This is a genomic window from Serratia entomophila (assembly GCF_021462285.1).
In the GTDB taxonomy this organism is placed as follows: domain Bacteria; phylum Pseudomonadota; class Gammaproteobacteria; order Enterobacterales; family Enterobacteriaceae; genus Serratia; species Serratia entomophila.
On record NZ_CP082787.1, the window covers coordinates 1,839,659 to 1,855,819 of the forward strand.

The 16,161-nt window shown below is 54.5% G+C and carries 18 protein-coding genes and 1 tRNA gene; 11 read left to right on the top strand and 8 right to left on the bottom strand.

From position 1 onward, the window contains the following. Window positions 1-7: 7 nt before the first annotated feature. Window positions 8-460 carry a YccF domain-containing protein gene (locus tag KHA73_RS08940; RefSeq protein ID WP_234590384.1) on the bottom strand — a complete coding sequence of 151 codons (453 nt, stop codon included), beginning with the start codon at window positions 458-460 and terminating at the stop codon, window positions 8-10. 166 nt (window positions 461-626) lie between these two features. On the opposite strand from KHA73_RS08940, the gene helD reads away from it, so the two are divergent. After that, complete coding sequence (helD, locus tag KHA73_RS08945; RefSeq protein WP_234590385.1) at window positions 627-2,681, top strand: DNA helicase IV; 2,055 nt, start codon at window positions 627-629, stop codon at window positions 2,679-2,681. A gap of 35 nt (window positions 2,682-2,716) precedes the next feature. Here the strand turns inward: helD and KHA73_RS08950 are convergent, their stop codons facing one another. Both KHA73_RS08950 and KHA73_RS08955 read right to left on the bottom strand, forming a co-directional pair. Continuing rightward, window positions 2,717-3,175 carry a methylglyoxal synthase gene (locus KHA73_RS08950; protein WP_234591227.1) on the bottom strand — a complete coding sequence of 153 codons (459 nt, stop codon included), beginning with the start codon at window positions 3,173-3,175 and terminating at the stop codon, window positions 2,717-2,719. A 122-nt stretch (window positions 3,176-3,297) separates the two neighbouring features. Then, entirely contained in the window at window positions 3,298-3,963 is a 666-nt protein-coding gene (locus tag KHA73_RS08955; protein WP_234590387.1) for a DUF2057 family protein, read from the bottom strand. Window positions 3,964-4,207: 244 nt separating this feature from the next. On the opposite strand from KHA73_RS08955, the gene KHA73_RS08960 reads away from it, so the two are divergent. Continuing rightward, complete coding sequence (locus KHA73_RS08960; protein ID WP_234590389.1) at window positions 4,208-4,621, top strand: CoA-binding protein; 414 nt, start codon at window positions 4,208-4,210, stop codon at window positions 4,619-4,621. Window positions 4,622-4,676: 55 nt separating this feature from the next. On the opposite strand, the gene hspQ is transcribed toward KHA73_RS08960, so the two are convergent. Then, window positions 4,677-4,994: a heat shock protein HspQ gene (gene hspQ, locus KHA73_RS08965; protein WP_234590390.1), complete on the bottom strand. Its 318-nt coding sequence runs from the start codon at window positions 4,992-4,994 to the stop codon at window positions 4,677-4,679. Between the two features lie 61 nt (window positions 4,995-5,055). Then, complete coding sequence (gene rlmI / locus KHA73_RS08970; RefSeq protein WP_234590392.1) at window positions 5,056-6,246, bottom strand: 23S rRNA (cytosine(1962)-C(5))-methyltransferase RlmI; 1,191 nt, start codon at window positions 6,244-6,246, stop codon at window positions 5,056-5,058. A 90-nt stretch (window positions 6,247-6,336) separates the two neighbouring features. Between rlmI and yccX the strand changes: the two genes are divergently transcribed. Then, complete coding sequence (gene yccX / locus KHA73_RS08975) at window positions 6,337-6,615, top strand: acylphosphatase (RefSeq protein ID WP_234590394.1); 279 nt, start codon at window positions 6,337-6,339, stop codon at window positions 6,613-6,615. Between the two features lie 4 nt (window positions 6,616-6,619). Here yccX and tusE read toward each other — a convergent pair whose 3' ends face one another. Beyond that, window positions 6,620-6,949, bottom strand: coding sequence for a sulfurtransferase TusE (gene tusE, locus KHA73_RS08980; RefSeq protein WP_234590395.1), 330 nt, complete (start codon window positions 6,947-6,949; stop codon window positions 6,620-6,622). A gap of 111 nt (window positions 6,950-7,060) precedes the next feature. Next, on the bottom strand, window positions 7,061-7,720 hold the full coding sequence (yccA, locus tag KHA73_RS08985) for an FtsH protease modulator YccA (protein ID WP_061797988.1): 660 nt from the start codon (window positions 7,718-7,720) through the stop codon (window positions 7,061-7,063). Window positions 7,721-7,948: 228 nt separating this feature from the next. On the opposite strand from yccA, the gene KHA73_RS08990 reads away from it, so the two are divergent. From KHA73_RS08990 to KHA73_RS09025, 8 genes are all read left to right on the top strand, one after another. Then, window positions 7,949-8,036, top strand: a tRNA-Ser gene (locus tag KHA73_RS08990). A gap of 261 nt (window positions 8,037-8,297) precedes the next feature. Beyond that, window positions 8,298-8,510: a hypothetical protein gene (locus tag KHA73_RS08995; RefSeq protein WP_234590397.1), complete on the top strand. Its 213-nt coding sequence runs from the start codon at window positions 8,298-8,300 to the stop codon at window positions 8,508-8,510. 758 nt (window positions 8,511-9,268) lie between these two features. Further along, a complete protein-coding gene (locus tag KHA73_RS09000; RefSeq protein ID WP_380738135.1) occupies window positions 9,269-9,865 on the top strand; it encodes a fimbrial protein in 597 nt (198 codons plus the stop codon). A gap of 48 nt (window positions 9,866-9,913) precedes the next feature. Next, window positions 9,914-10,609, top strand: coding sequence for a fimbrial biogenesis chaperone (locus KHA73_RS09005; protein ID WP_234590400.1), 696 nt, complete (start codon window positions 9,914-9,916; stop codon window positions 10,607-10,609). A 15-nt stretch (window positions 10,610-10,624) separates the two neighbouring features. Continuing rightward, complete coding sequence (locus KHA73_RS09010) at window positions 10,625-13,120, top strand: fimbria/pilus outer membrane usher protein (protein WP_234590401.1); 2,496 nt, start codon at window positions 10,625-10,627, stop codon at window positions 13,118-13,120. 17 nt (window positions 13,121-13,137) lie between these two features. After that, entirely contained in the window at window positions 13,138-14,205 is a 1,068-nt protein-coding gene (locus KHA73_RS09015) for a fimbrial protein (RefSeq protein ID WP_234590403.1), read from the top strand. A gap of 135 nt (window positions 14,206-14,340) precedes the next feature. Next, window positions 14,341-14,865 (top strand): hypothetical protein, encoded by a 525-nt coding sequence (locus KHA73_RS09020; protein ID WP_234590405.1) that lies wholly within the window; start codon window positions 14,341-14,343, stop codon window positions 14,863-14,865. Window positions 14,866-14,946: 81 nt separating this feature from the next. Then, window positions 14,947-15,447, top strand: a complete 501-nt coding sequence (locus tag KHA73_RS09025) for a helix-turn-helix domain-containing protein (RefSeq protein ID WP_234590406.1) — start codon at window positions 14,947-14,949, stop codon at window positions 15,445-15,447. Between the two features lie 33 nt (window positions 15,448-15,480). On the opposite strand, the gene soxR is transcribed toward KHA73_RS09025, so the two are convergent. Next, complete coding sequence (gene soxR / locus KHA73_RS09030) at window positions 15,481-15,942, bottom strand: redox-sensitive transcriptional activator SoxR (protein ID WP_234590408.1); 462 nt, start codon at window positions 15,940-15,942, stop codon at window positions 15,481-15,483. Window positions 15,943-16,161: the final 219 nt, after the last annotated feature.

The window sequence follows — 16,161 nt, forward strand, 5'->3', positions numbered from 1 at the left end:
GAAAAAATTAACGCTGTTGATACTGGCGACGGGCATTTTCGGTACGGGCCTGCTGGGCCATTTCAACCGAGACCACGCGGCGGCCCACCGGCCACAGGGCGATGGCGGCGATTTTGAAGTTGGCGATGCCGACCGGAATGCCGATAATGGAAATACACTGCACGATGCCGGCTGCAATGTGCGACAAGCACAGCCACCAGCCGAACAGCACCAGCCATACGATGTTCAGCAGCGAACCACCGGCTGAGAGCAGCAGGTTGCTTTTTTCCGGGTAAAGCTCGTTGACGTGGATCGCTTCATTGCCGAAAGGCAAAAACGACAGCTTGGTAATCTCCCAGCAGGAGCGGGTCAATGGCAGGGTAAAGATCAACAGGACGCTGAACAGCGTGGCGATCAGCCAGCCCAGGGTGGTGAAAAAACCGCCTAATACAAAATTAAGAATATTCAGTACAGTACGCATAGTCGTCATTCTGCTCTAATGATGGCCAAACCGCGATGCGGTAGCGTTCGCTATCAAAACGCCAAATCTATTCTACCCTTTTTTTAGCGCTAGAGTGCCACTGCTTATCGCAGGTAAACTGGCAGACATCCGTTATTTATTCTCAACATAGTCATGGCGCGACGATATGGAACTTAAAGCGACATCGCTGGGCAAACACCTGGCTCAGCACCCTTACAACCGCGTGCGGTTGCTGCATGCCGGCGTTGAGGTAAGCGGCGAGAAGCATGAATACCTTATTCCGTTCAATCAACTGATACAGGTCCGGTGCAAACGCGGCATCGTTTGGGGCGAGCTGGAGTTCGAGCTGCCGGATGAGAAAGTGGTGCGGCTGCACGGCACCGAATGGCAGGAAACCCAGCGGTTTTATCACTATTTGCAGCAGGCCTGGCAACAGTGGAGCGCCGAGATGAGCGCAGTCAGCGCCGGCGTATTGCAACAGCAGGTAGAGCATATCCAGCGCATAGAGCAGCAGGATAAATGGTTCAAGAAGTCCGAGCTGGGCAAGCTGCAGCAGCAGATCCGCCAGTCTTTCGAGGCGTTGCCGATGCCGGTAGCGCGATTGGATGAATTCGACAGCTGCCGTGAAGATTATCGGCTATGCCTGCAGTGGCTGCAGCAGGGGCTGCGCAGCATTGAACGGCGCAACCGGCAGTGGACCGAGCGCATGCTGGAAACCCACCACGACTTTTTCCAGACGGTCGAAACCTCACCGCTTAATGACTCGCAGAGCCGGGCGGTGGTGAACGGTGAGGACTCGGTACTGGTGTTGGCGGGCGCCGGCAGCGGCAAAACCTCGGTGCTGGTGGCGCGCGCCGGCTGGTTGCTGCGCCGCCAGGAAGCCGAACCCGGGCAAATTTTGCTGCTGGCGTTTGGCCGCCAGGCGGCCGGCGAAATGAATGAGCGCATTAAAGAGCGGTTGGGGGACGTCGGCATTCAGGCCAAAACCTTCCATGCCCTGGCGCTGCAAATCATCCAGCAGGGCAATCGCAAGGTGCCGGCGATCAGTAAGCTGGAAACCGACAGTAAAGCGCGGCGCGCGCTGTTGATTGCCAACTGGCAGCAGCAGTGCGCGGAGAAAAAGGCGCAGGCCAAGGGCTGGCGCCAATGGTTGATCGAAGAGCTGGAGTGGGAAGTGCCGGAAGGTGACTTCTGGCAAGATAAACGCCTGGCCGATCGCCTGGCGAGCCGTCTCGAACGCTGGTTGGGGCTGATGCGCATGCACGGCGGCAGCCAGGCGGAAATGATCGAGCAGGCGGACGAAGAAATCCGCGATCTGTTTTCAAAGCGCATCCGTCTGATGGCCCCGTTGCTGAAAGCCTGGAAAAGCACGCTGAAAGAAGAAGGGGCGGTAGACTTTTCCGGCCTGATCCACCAGGCGGTCAATGTGTTGGAAAAAGGCCGCTTTGTCAGCCCGTGGAAGCATATTCTGGTCGATGAGTTCCAGGATATCTCACCGCAGCGCGCCCAGCTGCTGGCGGCGCTGCGTAAACAGAATAAGCAAAGTTGCCTGTTTGCGGTAGGGGACGACTGGCAGGCGATTTATCGCTTCAGCGGCGCCGAGTTAACGCTGACCACGGCCTTTGCCGCCAACTTCGGCGAAGGGGCGCAGTGCGCTCTGGATACCACCTATCGATTCAACGAGCGGATAGGCGAAGTGGCCAACGGCTTCGTGCTGCAGAACCCGCACCAGTTGAAAAAACCGCTGAACAGCCTGAGCAAAGGCAACAAAAAGTCGGTGGTTATCCTGCCGCAGGAACAGTTGGAAGCGCTGCTGGACAAACTGAGCGGCTACGCCAAACCGGACGAACGCATTCTGGTGTTGGCGCGTTATCACCACCTGAAGCCGGAGGCGCTGGCGAAGGCGGTTACCCGTTGGCCGAAACTGAACCTCGAGTTTATGACCATTCACGCCAGTAAGGGGCAACAGGCGGAATATGTGATTATTGCCGGCCTGCACGAAGGCAGCGATGGGTTCCCGGCGGTGGCGCGTGAGTCGGTGCTGGAGGATGCGCTGTTGCCGCAGCCGGAGGATTTTCCGGATGCCGAAGAGCGGCGTTTGCTGTACGTAGCGCTGACCCGCGCCAAACACCAGGTTTGGTTGCTGCAGGATCGCGAACGCCCCTCGGTATTTGTCGAACAGCTGCACGATCTGGGCGTGCCGCTGCAGAAAAAACCTTAAGGCAGGCCTGGCGCCCCAAGGCCAGGCCGCCGGCGTTACTTCAGGCGTTCCTGCAGATAACGCTGATAGTCGGGTATCGCGATATCCACGGCGTTTTTGAACAGCGGCGAGGCGATCAGGAAATCTGCGGTGGAGCGGTTGGTGGCGACCGGGATATTCCATACCGTCGCCAGTCGCAGCAGCGCTTTCACGTCCGGATCGTGCGGCACCGCATTCAGCGGATCCCAGAAGAAGATCAGCATGTCGATTTTACCTTCGGCGATCAGCGCGCCAACCTGCTGGTCCCCACCCATAGGGCCGCTCAGCATGCTTTGCACGGGAATGCCGCTGGCGCGCTGGATCAAATTGCCGGTGGTGCCGGTGGCGTACAGCTGATGTTCCGCCAGTATGGCCTTATGATCTTCAACCCACGCCAACAGCGCCTGTTTGCGGTGATCGTGCGCCACCAGCGCAATGTGCTTGCGCGCGGCGATAGTGCGGGTGGTGAATTCCATCATGGTGTCCTTCGCTCATCGGATGATGTGCGACAGATTACTGAAACTGCTTTTCACTGCCTAGCCTTTACACCGCAAAATGCGAATAAAGCGCGCCTTTAATCCGGCCAGGCGCGCTGGGGTTAACGGGCGGGTTGTTTATTGGCCCAGCGGAGAAAACGTTTTTGCGTTTCTTTATCCGCCTGCTGAAACCAGTATCGCAACATCTGTTCTGAAACGTTTTCGCCTTTCAGCGTCACTGTGGGGGCATTTAGCGGCGCGCCGGCCAGCGGTGCGCCCAGCGCGGCGGCGCGCGCCTGAGCAAAGGCCGGCACCGAAGCGGGGCGGTTTTGGCGATTGTAGTCCGACATCACCTTCTCCAGGTCGGTATTGAAGGTTACGCTGTCGGGGTGCAGTACGTCATGCCTCATGGGCAGATCGTTGCCTTTGGTATCGATTACCTGGTAGTTCAAGGTTCTGTCGAAGCGTTGGGCATCACGCTCGTTTTCTATCCGCGGCAGTGCGATCGCCACCGCACTGACGTTCTGGGTGTTGAAAGTCGCGATAAGCGGGAGGGAAACGTAGGCGATCTGATCTTGTTGACCGGAACGCACGGATTTGGTGACTTTAAACAGCAGCTGATGCTGCCCACCGTCCAGTTCGAGGCTGTCGGCGCCTTTTAACAACGAACCTGTCATTTTCTTGCCGTCGACCGCGAGCAGGTCGATGTCCGGGGAGAGTTTCAGGGTCGTAGCCGCGGCCGGCATGCTGATACTGAGTAATGCCGCAACCACCAGACCAAATTTCATCATTATCTCCTTATAAAGTGACATAGCCATAAGTGTTGAACAGGACACAGATTGTGTCAAAATTTTTCAATACGGCCCGCTGGTTTACATTTTTACATATTTAAACGCATTTAGACATATCAATGCCGTTCGCATCGTGATTGCCTCAGACCCTGAAATCAGCGCAGAGTTTCAGCCGCGCGGCATTTAGCCGTATCGGTTACACTCAGGTCAGAAAACTTTCGTTGATGACGAGGAGCAAACTATGCAAGACCATGAGATTGCTGAACTATTGCAACAGGTAAAAACCATCGCCCTGGTCGGCGCCAGCGATAATCCGGCGCGGCCAAGTTATGGCGTAATGGCCTATCTGCTGGCTCAGGGCTATCAGGTAACCCCGGTCAGCCCCAAGCTGGCGGGGCAAACGCTGTTGGGCCAGCCGGCGTATGCCAGGCTGGAGGATATTCCGCATCCGGTGGATATGGTGGACGTTTTCCGTAACTCGGAGGCGGCTTATGCCGTTGCGCAGGAGGCGATAGCTATTGGCGCCAAGGCGCTGTGGCTGCAAATCGGCGTGATCAACGAACAGGCCGAGGCGCTGGCCGCAGAGGCGGGGCTGAAGGTGGTGATGGATCGCTGCCCGAAAATCGAAATCCCGCGTCTGGGGTTGGAGCGCTGAATAAAAAAGCCTGGCGCGAGGCCAGGCTTTTCAGGTTTCTCAGGTCTTGGCGCATTTAGTTGCGCAGCCGTGGCGCCTGTAGCTGGTGGCGGATAGACTCCGCCAGTTCATCCAGCGATGGCTGTTCGGGGTGGGCGTCCTGGGGCTCGCCGTCCAGCTGGGCTTCCGCCAGATAGGTGTGCACCGGTTGGCCTTCCTCGTCCTCCATCACCACGTGGTACCAGGGGGCAAAACGCAGATCGGCGTTTGCCGCGATATCGTCAGCTTTAGGTTGTTCCAAAGAGTATTCAGGGTCGATATCAATAACCACCCCCAAATACCCCAGCAGTTTATGCCGAACCTGTTGTCCTATACCGAATTTGCTGGCAATCATGATGACCTCCTGAGAAACAGTGCCTTGCTCTCTATATGAGGGCAAAACAGCGTATTTCAAGTTACATCACCCGACACGCAAACCCTTTCAAGTACAGCCCTTCAGGATAAGTCGCGATAACCGGATGATCGGCAGCCTGTCGGAACTGCTCTATAAATTGTACATCACGCCCGGCATCTACAGCGGCGTCGGCCAAAATTTTCTGGAACAGATCGGTCGGCATCAGCCCGGAGCAAGAGAAGCTGAGCAAAATGCCGCCCGGGTTCAGCAGCTGCAGCGCCAACATGTTGATATCTTTGTAACCGCGGCAGGCGCTGGCCAGCTGGTTTTTGTTTTCGACGAACTTCGGCGGATCCATGATAATCAGATCGAATTTTTCGCCCTGGGTGCGGTAGTTGCGCAGCAGTTGGAACACGTCATCACGGACAAATTCCGCTTTGCTGAGATCCAACCGGTTCAGTTCGACGTTTTGTTTGGCGATATCCAGCGCGGCCTGCGAGGTATCTACGCTGATTACCTGCTCGCAGCCGCCCATCAGGGCCGACACGGCGAAGGCACCGGTGTAAGAGAAGCAGTTCAGCACCCGGCGGCCGGCGGAGTAATTGCGCGCGGCCAGGCGGCTGTCGCGTTGATCGAGGTAAAAACCGGTTTTATGGCCCTGTTGAATGTCCACCAACAGCTTCATGCCGTGCTCGGTGATAGGCAACAGATCGGGCGGCAGATCGCCCAACACCGGGCCTTGCGCCAGCGGCAGGCCTTCTTTTTTGCGCACCGCAACGTCGGAGCGATCGTAAATCGAACATTCCGGGTAGCAATGCTGCAGCGCGGAGAGCAGGGCGGCGCGTTGGTATTCTGCGCCGGCGGAGAGCAGCTGCAGCACCAGGAAATTCTGGAAACGATCGATGGTAACGCCCGGCATGCCGTCGGATTCGCCGGCGATCAGGCGATAACCGTCCAGGCCATCGCGCTGCGCCACCCAGTCGCGCCAGCTTTGCGCCTGCTGTAAACGGCGAATAAAGAAGTCGATGTTAACCTCTTCATCCTGCTGGAAGGTCCAGACGCGTGCGCGGATCTGCGACTCAGGGGAGTAGGCGCCGCGCGCCAGCCATTTGCCCTGGCTGTCATGAATATCGATGGTTTCACCGGAAAGGGCTTTACCCTCAACGCGTTGAACGGCACCGGAGAACACCCACGGGTGGCGACGAAGCAAGGATTTTTCACGTCCTTTGGCGAGATACAGGCGTACGGTCATAATTAAGAATGCTGCCAGCTAGATAAAAAGGGTGACACCGCCGTGCGGGCGCACGGAAAATGCCATAACGAAATTGATTAGGAGCGGATTATGACACAAGTTTGCATTGCTGCGTACGTGTATGGCGTCGTGCAGGGCGTGGGTTTCCGCTACAGCACCCAACATCAGGCCACGGCGCTGGGGCTAACCGGCTATGCGCGCAATCTCGATGACGGCAGCGTCGAAGTGGTGGCCTGCGGCGAGCGGCCGCAGGTGGACAAGCTGGTTGAATGGCTGAAGCAGGGCGGCCCGCGCAGCGCGCGCGTCGATCGCGTGCTGGTGGAGCCGCAGGGTGTTGCAGAGTATCAGGGGTTCAACATTCGCTATTAGCGGGTCAGATGCATTTCACCGGTTTCGGCAGGCCGGCGATCTTGGTGGCCTGTTTGGCTGGGCCTTTCGGGAACAAACGGTAGAGGTAGCGGCTATTGCCTTTTTCTTCGCCGTATTTTTGCGCCATCGCCTTGACCAGCATGCGGATCGCCGGCGAGGTATTAAACTCTTGGTAGAAGCCGCGGACAAAACGCACCACTTCCCAGTGCGCCTCGGTGAGTGCGATCTCTTCTTCGGCGGCCAGCAGCGGCGCCAAACCTTCATGCCAGTCCGCGCTGTTTTTCAGGTAGCCCTGCGCGTCGGTCTCGATAACCTGACCTTCAAACTCCAACATACTGCCTCGGTAACGGATAATTCGGAACGGCGGCCAGTTTAGCAAACTTTTAGCCTAGCCAAAAATAAAGCCCCGCCGGAGCGGGGCTTTGGAAACTGCGGTAGTGCGGGATCAGTTGCTGCGCGCGAAGCCCAGAATGCTCAGCAGGCTGATGAACATGTTGTAGAGCGAAACGTACAGGCTGACGGTAGCGCGGATGTAGTTAGTCTCGCCACCGTGAATGATGTTGCTGGTTTCCCACAGGATAGCGCCGGCGGAGAACAGGATGAACAGCGCGCTGATCGCCAGGTGCAGGGCCGGGATCTGCAGGAACAGGTTGGCGATAACCGCCACCAGCAGCACCACAAAGCCCGCCATCATCATCCCGGACAGGAACGACATGTCCTTACGGGTGGTCAGCACGTAGGCCGAGCAGCAGAAGAACACCGCCGCAGTGCCACCCAGCGCCAGCATGATCAGATCACCGGCGCCGGCATTCAGGAATGAGCTGAGGATCGGGCCCAGCGCGTAACCCATAAAGCCGGTCAGCGCGAAGGCGGCCAGAATGCCCGCCGGGCTGTTGGCCAGTTTGTGGGTCAGGAACATCAAGCCATAAAAGCCGACCAACATCAGCAGCAGGCCCGGCGCCGGCAGGCCCAGCATGGTGCTGGCGGTGGCGGTCAGGGCGGAGAAGGCCAGCGTCAAAGACAGCAGGAAATAGGTATTGCGCAGGACTTTATGCGTGCTGAGCAGCGAGTCGCGCGCGGAGGATGAGACGACAATGCGGTCCATAATGATCTCTCTTATCAGGTCATCACAAAATTAGCCCCGATGATAGGCAGCGCAAGCGTTTGATTAAAGATTGTTTACCAATCTTTACCCTTAGTTATCATTGCCGCAACGGCGAGCGCCGGGCGCCGATTTATTAAACGCTTGCGCGCCATGCGGTGGTTTTTCGCGCGGTTGAACAGCCTTGGGCTTTACAAGCGGATCCGCTCTGTTTATAGTTCGGCTCGTTGCGGAGGGGTGGCCGAGTGGCTGAAGGCAACGGTCTTGAAAACCGTCGACGGGAAACCGTTCCAGAGTTCGAATCTCTGCTCCTCCGCCATATATTCTGACCCCGCGCTCTTATGAGCGCGGGGTTTTTCGTTTGGGCGTTTTTTACCGCCGCCGATTTAAACGGCTGCGGTGTTAAAGAGGGCGTCACCCGCCGTAGCTCACCGCAGCGAAGGCCGCAGGGATCCTGCCGCTTTTTCGCATTTTGCCGGCAAGAAGTGGGATTCCCAACCGAAAATTTAGGGTATCATAGCCTCAGATGGGGCGGACGCCGCTCTTATCGTCTGCGCTTAACCCTTTCATGGAGATAGAGATGAACTGGTATCAAGTAGCATTGTGGACCATGATCTTTCTGAAGTCCGGTGCATTCCTGGTTTTCGTCTGGTGGTGGATGTTCAAACGCGCAACCAAGCCCTATGTTCGCCCGGAAGGGGTCGAGGTTGACGAAACGCCCTATGATGAAAAGCTGACGATGGACGAGGTCATGAAAAAACACGGGATTACTCGTGTTGAAAAACAACTTTGATACGGGCGCCTGCAAGGACGTTAACCCAATGCCCCGCGCTTTCTGAGCCCGGGGTTTTTTGTTGGCGCATGCCGACGGCGGCCAGTGGGACGTCATTCCACATCGATATATATCAATGGTCAGTTAAAAATATATACTTTCATTTAAATAAAAGTCTGTATTGAATCCTATTTGCGGCTGTGGCTATATCGGTGCGGTGAGATGTCATGGCTAGCCCGGTATCAAAAATTCAGAATAATTCAATCATTAGGGCAGTGTTAATATTTGCATGGATAGGTTTTATCTTATGTTGAATAACATCCATGATAACTCGAGATGACAAATAATTATTTATTGATTTTTAAGTGTTTTATGGGTTGTGTGGCGTTGTGAGCGCCGATGATCGTCTCTTGTTTTTTATATAAGACTTGCTGTACTTATATTGCCTGAAATTAAGCGAGGCAAAACGTATTGTCATTAAGTCTCTCAGGCGATGAGGCTAATTTCTCTTAGTCATTAATGAAAATTATTCCACTCCGTTGTTGCATTTTTTTAATCTTTAGAATTAATATGTGCTCATCAGATGACGATTAGGATTTTTCTGTTATCTGTTCTGTCTTTACATACACACTTAATTATATATAAAAGTATATATCATCATATATAAAAATCAGATAGCAGGATGCTGTCAATACTTTGCTATTGCCTACTCCTCTGCATATTCAGCCTGGTTTGTTGATATATACGGAAATATATATGCAATTTTAGCGTAGAAAGTAATGGAGTTAATTATGATTAAGCAAGGTATCTCCCTGGCGGTATTAGCTGCTGCTTTAAGCTCTGCCAGCGCAATGGCTGCGGATAATGCAGCCGGTGGCGTTATTTCATTTTCCGGTGCTGTCACCGATACCACCTGTACCATCAACGGCGGTAAAAGCGCTGATTTCACCGTGGCATTGAGCCCTATTTCAGTGACCGACGCCGGCACCGTCGTCGGTCCGATCACCAAGAATAAAAAATCGTTCTCACTGACATTCTCCGGCTGTACGCCGGCCGCCGGCACGGCAGGAACGCCGCTGAAGATCTATTTCTCCTCGGCGAATAACATCTCCACCGACGGTAAATACCTGCTGAACGGTTCGGTCAACGAAAGCGATGAGGCAGTAGCGAAAAACGTCGGTTTCTCGCTGGCCGAGCCGGGTTCTTCCACGCCAATTCCGTTAAATGTGCCTTATCTCACTAAAATCAAGGGAGATAAAACCGCACCTGAGTCCGAAACCCTGACGTTGGACGCCTACTATTACAAAACCAATGTCGCTGCCGCAAAGGTTGGCGAGCTGAGTTCCAACGTGACATACACCATTTCCTACCTGTAATTGCAATAACGCGCCAGGCCCGTTTAGGGCCTGGTCTTAGGGGTGATTATGAGACAGTACTTAATTTTTGCTGGGCTATTTCTCAGCAGCGCATGCGCTTACGCCAATATCGTCATCAATGGTACTCGTGTTATTTATCCTGAAAAGAACAGGGACGTTATCGTTCAGCTGGTGAACAATGGCAGCGATCCGTCACTGGTGCAGGCCTGGATTGACGACGGCGATATAAACTCCACCCCTGAAACGGCGAACGTGCCTTTTTTGCTCTCCCCACCGGTAGTGAAAGTTTCCGGAAATAATGGCCAGCAGCTGCGGATACAGAAGGTCGGCGCAGCGCTGCCCGGCGATCGCGAATCCGTGTTTTATTTGAATGTATTGGATATTCCGCCGACGCCGGAAAATTTACAGGGGAGCAATACGCTGCAGCTGGCGATAAAATCCCGCATCAAGCTGTTTTATCGCCCGACGGCGCTTAAACACAGCGTGAATGCCATCACCGACTTCATTGAGCTTCATGCTGAAGGGAGAGGATTTAAGGTAGTAAACAATAGCCCTTATTTCTTCACGCTGGCTAACGTAGATCAGGAAAATAAAAAGCATCTGCTGGTTGATTCCGTGATGGTCGCGCCTTTCTCAAGCGCATTTGCGGCCAGTAACGCAGCGGTCAGTAAGAATACCCTCTACACGCTGATGTATATCGACGACCTGGGGGCTTATAAATCCAGAGCCGTGACTTCGCACTAACGTGAATAAACAGAAATGAAGCTTAAAATAAAAGCGCTTTCGTTACTGGCAGCCTCTTCATTCTTGTCGCTTGATAAGGCATCTGCAATGAAATTCGATACCTCGCTATTGGCCGGCGCCTCCCGTGAATCAGATCTGTCACGTTTTTATATCAATAATGACGTGCCGGCGGGAAAACAGACGGTGGACATTTATGTCAATGACGGGTGGAAGGGCCGATTTACGCTGTTGTTTGGTGAGCGTCGGGATGATATCGGCATCGCGCGGCGCGACGCGGCGGCGCTCGGCATCGATATGTCATCACTGCCTGCCGAAACCGCAGGCGAATACATGCCGGTGCGTGCGCTGGTGCAGGGGGGAAGCTTCGATTTCGAGGTCGCTACGCTGAGCCTGCGGCTGACCGTACCGCAGTCGCATGTGAACCGCGTTGAGGCCGGCTATGTCGATCCCCGCTTTTGGGATCGGGGTGTACCGGCGCTTTTATTGGCCTACAACGCGACTTACTACAACGTGAAAACGCGCAATGGCGATAAAGGGTCGACCGACGACTTTTATACCGGTCTGGAGTCGGGCGTCAACCTGGCCGGCTGGCAGTTTCGCGACAGCAGTTCATTCAGAAAAAACTCGCGGCAGGGCAGCGACTGGCAAAACAATACGCGCTATCTGCAGCGCGGGTTCGCCGGCATCAAATCCAATCTGACGGCGGGGGATTTTTATTCACCGGGCGATCTCTTTGATTCGATCAGAGTGCGCGGCGGCGCGCTGGCCTCCGACATCAATATGCTGCCGAACTCTCAGCAAGGCTTTTCGCCGGTGGTGCACGGCGTTGCGCAGAGCAACGCCCTGGTCAAGGTGCTGCAAAACGGCAACGTCATTTATCAGGAGAACGTGCCGCCGGGGGCATTCACCCTCGACGGCATTTTGCCGACCGGTTCCGCCGGCGATCTGTTGGTGGTGGTGAAAGAGGCCGACGGCCATGAGCAGTCTTTCACCGTGCCGTTCTCCTCGGTTCCCAATATGTTGAAACAGGGCGTCAATAAATACAGCCTGTTGGCGGGCAAGGTGCACCAGGCGAACACCGCTTATGCGCCTTCTTTCGCGCAGGGCACGCTGCAATACGGTTTTAACAATCTGCTTACCGGCTATATCGGCACCATTATCAGCGATGACTATCGCGCTTACCTGCTCGGCAGCGGTTGGAACTTGCCGATTGGCGCGGTGTCGGTCGATGTGACCCAGGCGGCGACGCAATTGAGAGATCGCCGTGAAAACGGGCAGAGCTTTCGCGTTTCTTACAGCAAATTTCTCGACGCCACGGCCACCAACTTTACGCTGGCGGCCTACCGTTATTCGACCAAGGGGTATTACAGCTTTAACGACGCTATCTATAGCCACGAGGGCTATCGTCAGCTGGAGCAGCGCCTCCACGATGAGGAATACCCTCAGACCGGCGGCGCACCCGCCGAGCTGGACATGAATACCTGGGACGCCTTGCGTGCGGCGCGCCCGCGCAACACCTTCAACCTGAACCTGAATCAGCGCCTCGGCGAGGGCTGGGGAACGCTCTATTTTTCCGGCACGCAGCGCGATTACTGGTCGGATAATACGAAAAGCCGGGAGTATCAGCTCGGTTATTCAAACGCGTTCGGGCGCACCAGCTACAACCTTTCCGCCAGCCGGGTAAAAAACTCTCAGCGCGAGGAGGAAACGCGCTTTTATCTTTCTCTGAGCGTACCGCTGTCGATATTTGATAACAGCGCCTATCTCAGCGCGGGGTTGTCGGCCACCGGTTCGCATTACCAGCAAAGCACGGTGAGCCTGAGCGGCAATGCGCTCGAATCGAACCGCCTGAGCTATGCGCTCGCCGGCAGCAATCAAACCGGCGGCAACTCCATGGCGAGCGCCAACGCGGCCTACCGCACCCAGGCGTCAACGCTGGGCGCCTCATACAGCGAGTCTTCCGACTATCGCCAGACCGGTTTAAGCGGCCGCGGCAGCCTGGTGGCTATTCCCTGGCATCTGCTGGCGTCGAACGATATCGGCAACACCATGATGGTGGTGGATGCGCCAAAGGCCAAGGGGCTGATGGTGAACGGCGATGAGAGCATCGTCACCAATGCGGATGGGTTGGCGTTGGTGCCTTACGCCACGCCGTATCGGCAGAATTCGGTCACCTTGTCGGACACCGGCAACAGTTCCGGCGCCGAGATCGTCGGCAATATCGCCAACAGCGTGCCCTATGCCGGAGCGGTGAACTACCTGAAGTTCGAAACCGATCGGCGCCAGTCTTACACCCTGCGGGCTGTTAAACGCAACGGCGAACCTTTGCCGTTTGGCGCGGCGGTTGAGGATCAGGCGGGCCAACCGGTCGGTTTTGTCGGCCAGGCCAGCATGTTGTATCTGCGGGCGGAACGGCTGCCTGCATCGCTGGTGGTGCGCTTAAATGCCGGCCGCTGCCGGATAGCCGGCCCGCAAACAGCGCCGAGCGCCACCACGAATGTTTGCCAGTAAAAGGATAACGGAACGCCATGATCAGGATATTTTCTCTGTTGTTGTTATGCGGGTTGTTCAGCGGCTATGGCCATGCAAGTTGTTACGGTTCCGGCATTCAATATGCCTCGCCGATATTTGTCGATCTGTCGGACAAGCTGACCGAGCAAAACCCGGTCTGGCAGGGCAGTTTTTTCACCCAATACGCCGGGTCATTCAGCTGCTCCACCGGCAACAGCACCTTCGGCTACACCCGCATACTTTCCACCGACAGCAGCAAAGCCACCATATTGGGATTCAGCGACGGCAAGTACTGGGTGCGGGCGGAGATCACCAATAATGTGGACAACAAAGATCTCAAGGGGACGGGCAGGCACTCCGCCGCAGAACTGAACGTGCCGATGGATATCCGTTTTACCCTGGTGAATAAAACAGGTACATCGATAGCCGGCGACACCGCCAGGCTGAACGACGTGTTGTTCGTGACCGATCTTAGCGGCATGTCGCTATGGGAGATCATCCTTTGGCCGGCCAAGCAGTTACTGAAAATTTTAACCTGGCTGTTTAACGGTTTTAACTGGCCTTACGATCAGCGCGATATGTACGGGCAGCCGATGAACATCAAGTATGCGCCCAAGATGACCACCTGCTCATTTGACAACGCGGGGCTGGCGGTAAAACTGCCGACCGTGGGGCTGTCGCAGGTGGGGAAAAACAGCCGTACCGGGCTTACCCCCTTTACGTTGAATCTGAGCTGCCAGAACATGCGGGCAAACGGCACGTCGGATCGGGCGATCGACATGTTTTTATCCAGCAATAACCTGCAGGCGTCAGACAATACGGTGTTGATTGATAAAAATGCCGGCGCGGCAACGGGCATTGGCATTCGGCTGGTAAAAATGGATGCCCCCAATTTGCCGGTGATCATGTCGCTATCCAATATCGAACGCGGAAGCGCGACGTCATTATTCAATGTACCGGCGGGAGGCGCGCTGAACAGCCGTTTCACTATCGGCATGGCGGCTTATTACTATCCTTATAACCTTGCTGAAATGACGAGCGGTGCTATTAACTCATCAGCAACGCTAAATATTATCTATAAGTAATGAGCGATTTTACTTTTTATAATACAAAATGAGTTGTTACTTATACGAAAAATCTTAACATGATAAATGATGGCGAATATTATTACCTGCATAATATTATGTGTAATCCGGATGTCTATGTTGAGGATGAATTGTATGACGGAACAAATCCAGATCGGCGTTAAGGTTGAGAAATCGCTAAAAGATGAGGTTGACGTTATTTTGCGCGGTTTGGACATCAAGCCAACGACGGCGATAAATGGGCTTTACCAATATATTTTACAGCATAGGGAGCTTCCTTTTGTTATATCGACCAGCGTAAAAACGCCGAAGGATATTGCGGGTGAACTGTTTAAAAGCATATTTTCATTACGCAGCACGCTGAGCGTTTTTTTAGATAAAATAAACCTTAAGCAAGGAGTGAGAAGGGGAGAAGTGCTGATCGTCAGAGACATTGTTCACGATTTTATTCTTAGTTTTCGCCAGGGCAGTCAATACATTAACTCATCCCAGTTTGAACACCACGTGATATGGGGCGACGCGGTGCAGGCTGCCGAAGGCGCCTACGATATTTTGTTGAGAAATACCACCTTCACTGAAGATGACATGATGCAGCTCGACGATAAACACATTCGTTTGCTCTCCGATCTGCTGCTCTTATTGTACGGCGCGGTGAGATAGTTTCATTAACACTGGTGGATGGATGTCCGATGCAACAATGGACATCCTTATCGATATTTCCTCAAGCCAAAGGAATGGGCTATGCGCGTGGTGATTTTCACTGACGATTATTATTTGCTTTATGGCGCGAAAGCGCTCTTGAGAACGCTTGGCAGTCTTAAGGTCCTTGGCGTTTATACGCCGTCCGGCTATATCAATTCATCGGTGGAGTATAACGCGGATCTGATTGTCGTCTCTTTTTCATCCATGTTTCGGGTGATGAATTTGCTGTCAATCATGTTTGAGGACACGAATAAGGTGATGGTGCTGGCCGATGTGAAAACGGCGCGATTGCTCAATTTTAACTGTGTAAAGAAAAATATTGGCCGGCAGGCATTTATTGCCGAAATGAGAAGGCTGATTGCCTGCAACCGTGGGCGGAATCTGTCCCCCAGAGAGCTGTTAATTTTGGCCTTGCTGCTGAAAGGCGCGCCGAACACCGGTATTGCAAGGATGCTGGGCATTTCGGAAAAAACCGTCAGCCAGCACAAGGTGAACGCCATGAGAAAGCTGGACGTGAAACATGTTTGCCAATTAATTTGAGGCGATAGCCCACAATAAACCCGCCGCTGCGGGTTAAGGGCGATGCAGGATTTGCGCGCCGCAGCCTTGTTCACCCAACACATCGCCGGGGTTATACAAAGGACAATCCGTGAGCGACAGGCAGCCACAGCCAATGCAGCCATCCAAATGGTCGCGCAGCAGTTTCAGCCGCTGGATCCTTTCATCCAAATCTTCACGCCAGGTTAAAGACAGTTCTCTCCACTGGGCGGCGGTCAGCTTGCTGCCGATGGGAAAACGGCCGAGTGCGGCGCGGATCTCCTCCAACGGGATACCGGTGCGCTGCGCTATCTTGATGACGGCGATATAGCGTAAAACCACCGCAGGGTAGCGCCGCTGGTTGCCTTCGTTGCGCACCGCCTCAATCAACCCTTTGCTTTCATAAAAGTGCAATGTGGATACCGCCACGCCGCTGCGTTTCGCCACTTCGCCGACGGTCATCATCCGTTCGGGATCTTTCGGTTCATTTCTTGCCATTTTCATTCACCCGCTATTGACCTCAAGTTAACTTGAGGTTTTATAGTTCAGGCGGCCGGGTTTGGCAACCGGTATAAAAACGACCTCTGTTCCCGCCCTGGTGGGATGAAAGATGAATTTGGCCGCGAAATCAGGAAGAAAGCGTTATGAAGTACATGACCGAAAAAAAGGCGAAAGCGCCACTTGGCGCGCATCTGGCGCCGTTTACCGGCACCGCCG

Excerpts from the sequence above, each read along its gene's own strand:
- KHA73_RS09020 (WP_234590405.1), top strand. The coding sequence starts at position 14,341 with ATGACGGAACAAATCCAGATCGGCGTTAAGGTTGAGAAATCGCTAAAA.
- KHA73_RS08940 (WP_234590384.1), bottom strand. The coding sequence starts at position 460 with ATGCGTACTGTACTGAATATTCTTAATTTTGTATTAGGCGGTTTTTTC.
- KHA73_RS09010 (WP_234590401.1), top strand. The coding sequence starts at position 10,625 with ATGAAGCTTAAAATAAAAGCGCTTTCGTTACTGGCAGCCTCTTCATTC.
- yccX (WP_234590394.1), top strand. The coding sequence starts at position 6,337 with ATGACACAAGTTTGCATTGCTGCGTACGTGTATGGCGTCGTGCAGGGC.
- KHA73_RS08950 (WP_234591227.1), bottom strand. The coding sequence starts at position 3,175 with ATGGAATTCACCACCCGCACTATCGCCGCGCGCAAGCACATTGCGCTG.
- KHA73_RS08960 (WP_234590389.1), top strand. The coding sequence starts at position 4,208 with ATGCAAGACCATGAGATTGCTGAACTATTGCAACAGGTAAAAACCATC.
- KHA73_RS09005 (WP_234590400.1), top strand. The coding sequence starts at position 9,914 with ATGAGACAGTACTTAATTTTTGCTGGGCTATTTCTCAGCAGCGCATGC.
- tusE (WP_234590395.1), bottom strand. The coding sequence starts at position 6,949 with ATGTTGGAGTTTGAAGGTCAGGTTATCGAGACCGACGCGCAGGGCTAC.
- rlmI (WP_234590392.1), bottom strand. The coding sequence starts at position 6,246 with ATGACCGTACGCCTGTATCTCGCCAAAGGACGTGAAAAATCCTTGCTT.
- yccA (WP_061797988.1), bottom strand. The coding sequence starts at position 7,720 with ATGGACCGCATTGTCGTCTCATCCTCCGCGCGCGACTCGCTGCTCAGC.
- KHA73_RS09015 (WP_234590403.1), top strand. The coding sequence starts at position 13,138 with ATGATCAGGATATTTTCTCTGTTGTTGTTATGCGGGTTGTTCAGCGGC.
- soxR (WP_234590408.1), bottom strand. The coding sequence starts at position 15,942 with ATGGCAAGAAATGAACCGAAAGATCCCGAACGGATGATGACCGTCGGC.
- KHA73_RS08955 (WP_234590387.1), bottom strand. The coding sequence starts at position 3,963 with ATGAAATTTGGTCTGGTGGTTGCGGCATTACTCAGTATCAGCATGCCG.
- KHA73_RS08995 (WP_234590397.1), top strand. The coding sequence starts at position 8,298 with ATGAACTGGTATCAAGTAGCATTGTGGACCATGATCTTTCTGAAGTCC.
- KHA73_RS09000 (WP_380738135.1), top strand. The coding sequence starts at position 9,269 with ATGGAGTTAATTATGATTAAGCAAGGTATCTCCCTGGCGGTATTAGCT.
- KHA73_RS09025 (WP_234590406.1), top strand. The coding sequence starts at position 14,947 with ATGCGCGTGGTGATTTTCACTGACGATTATTATTTGCTTTATGGCGCG.
- hspQ (WP_234590390.1), bottom strand. The coding sequence starts at position 4,994 with ATGATTGCCAGCAAATTCGGTATAGGACAACAGGTTCGGCATAAACTG.
- helD (WP_234590385.1), top strand. The coding sequence starts at position 627 with ATGGAACTTAAAGCGACATCGCTGGGCAAACACCTGGCTCAGCACCCT.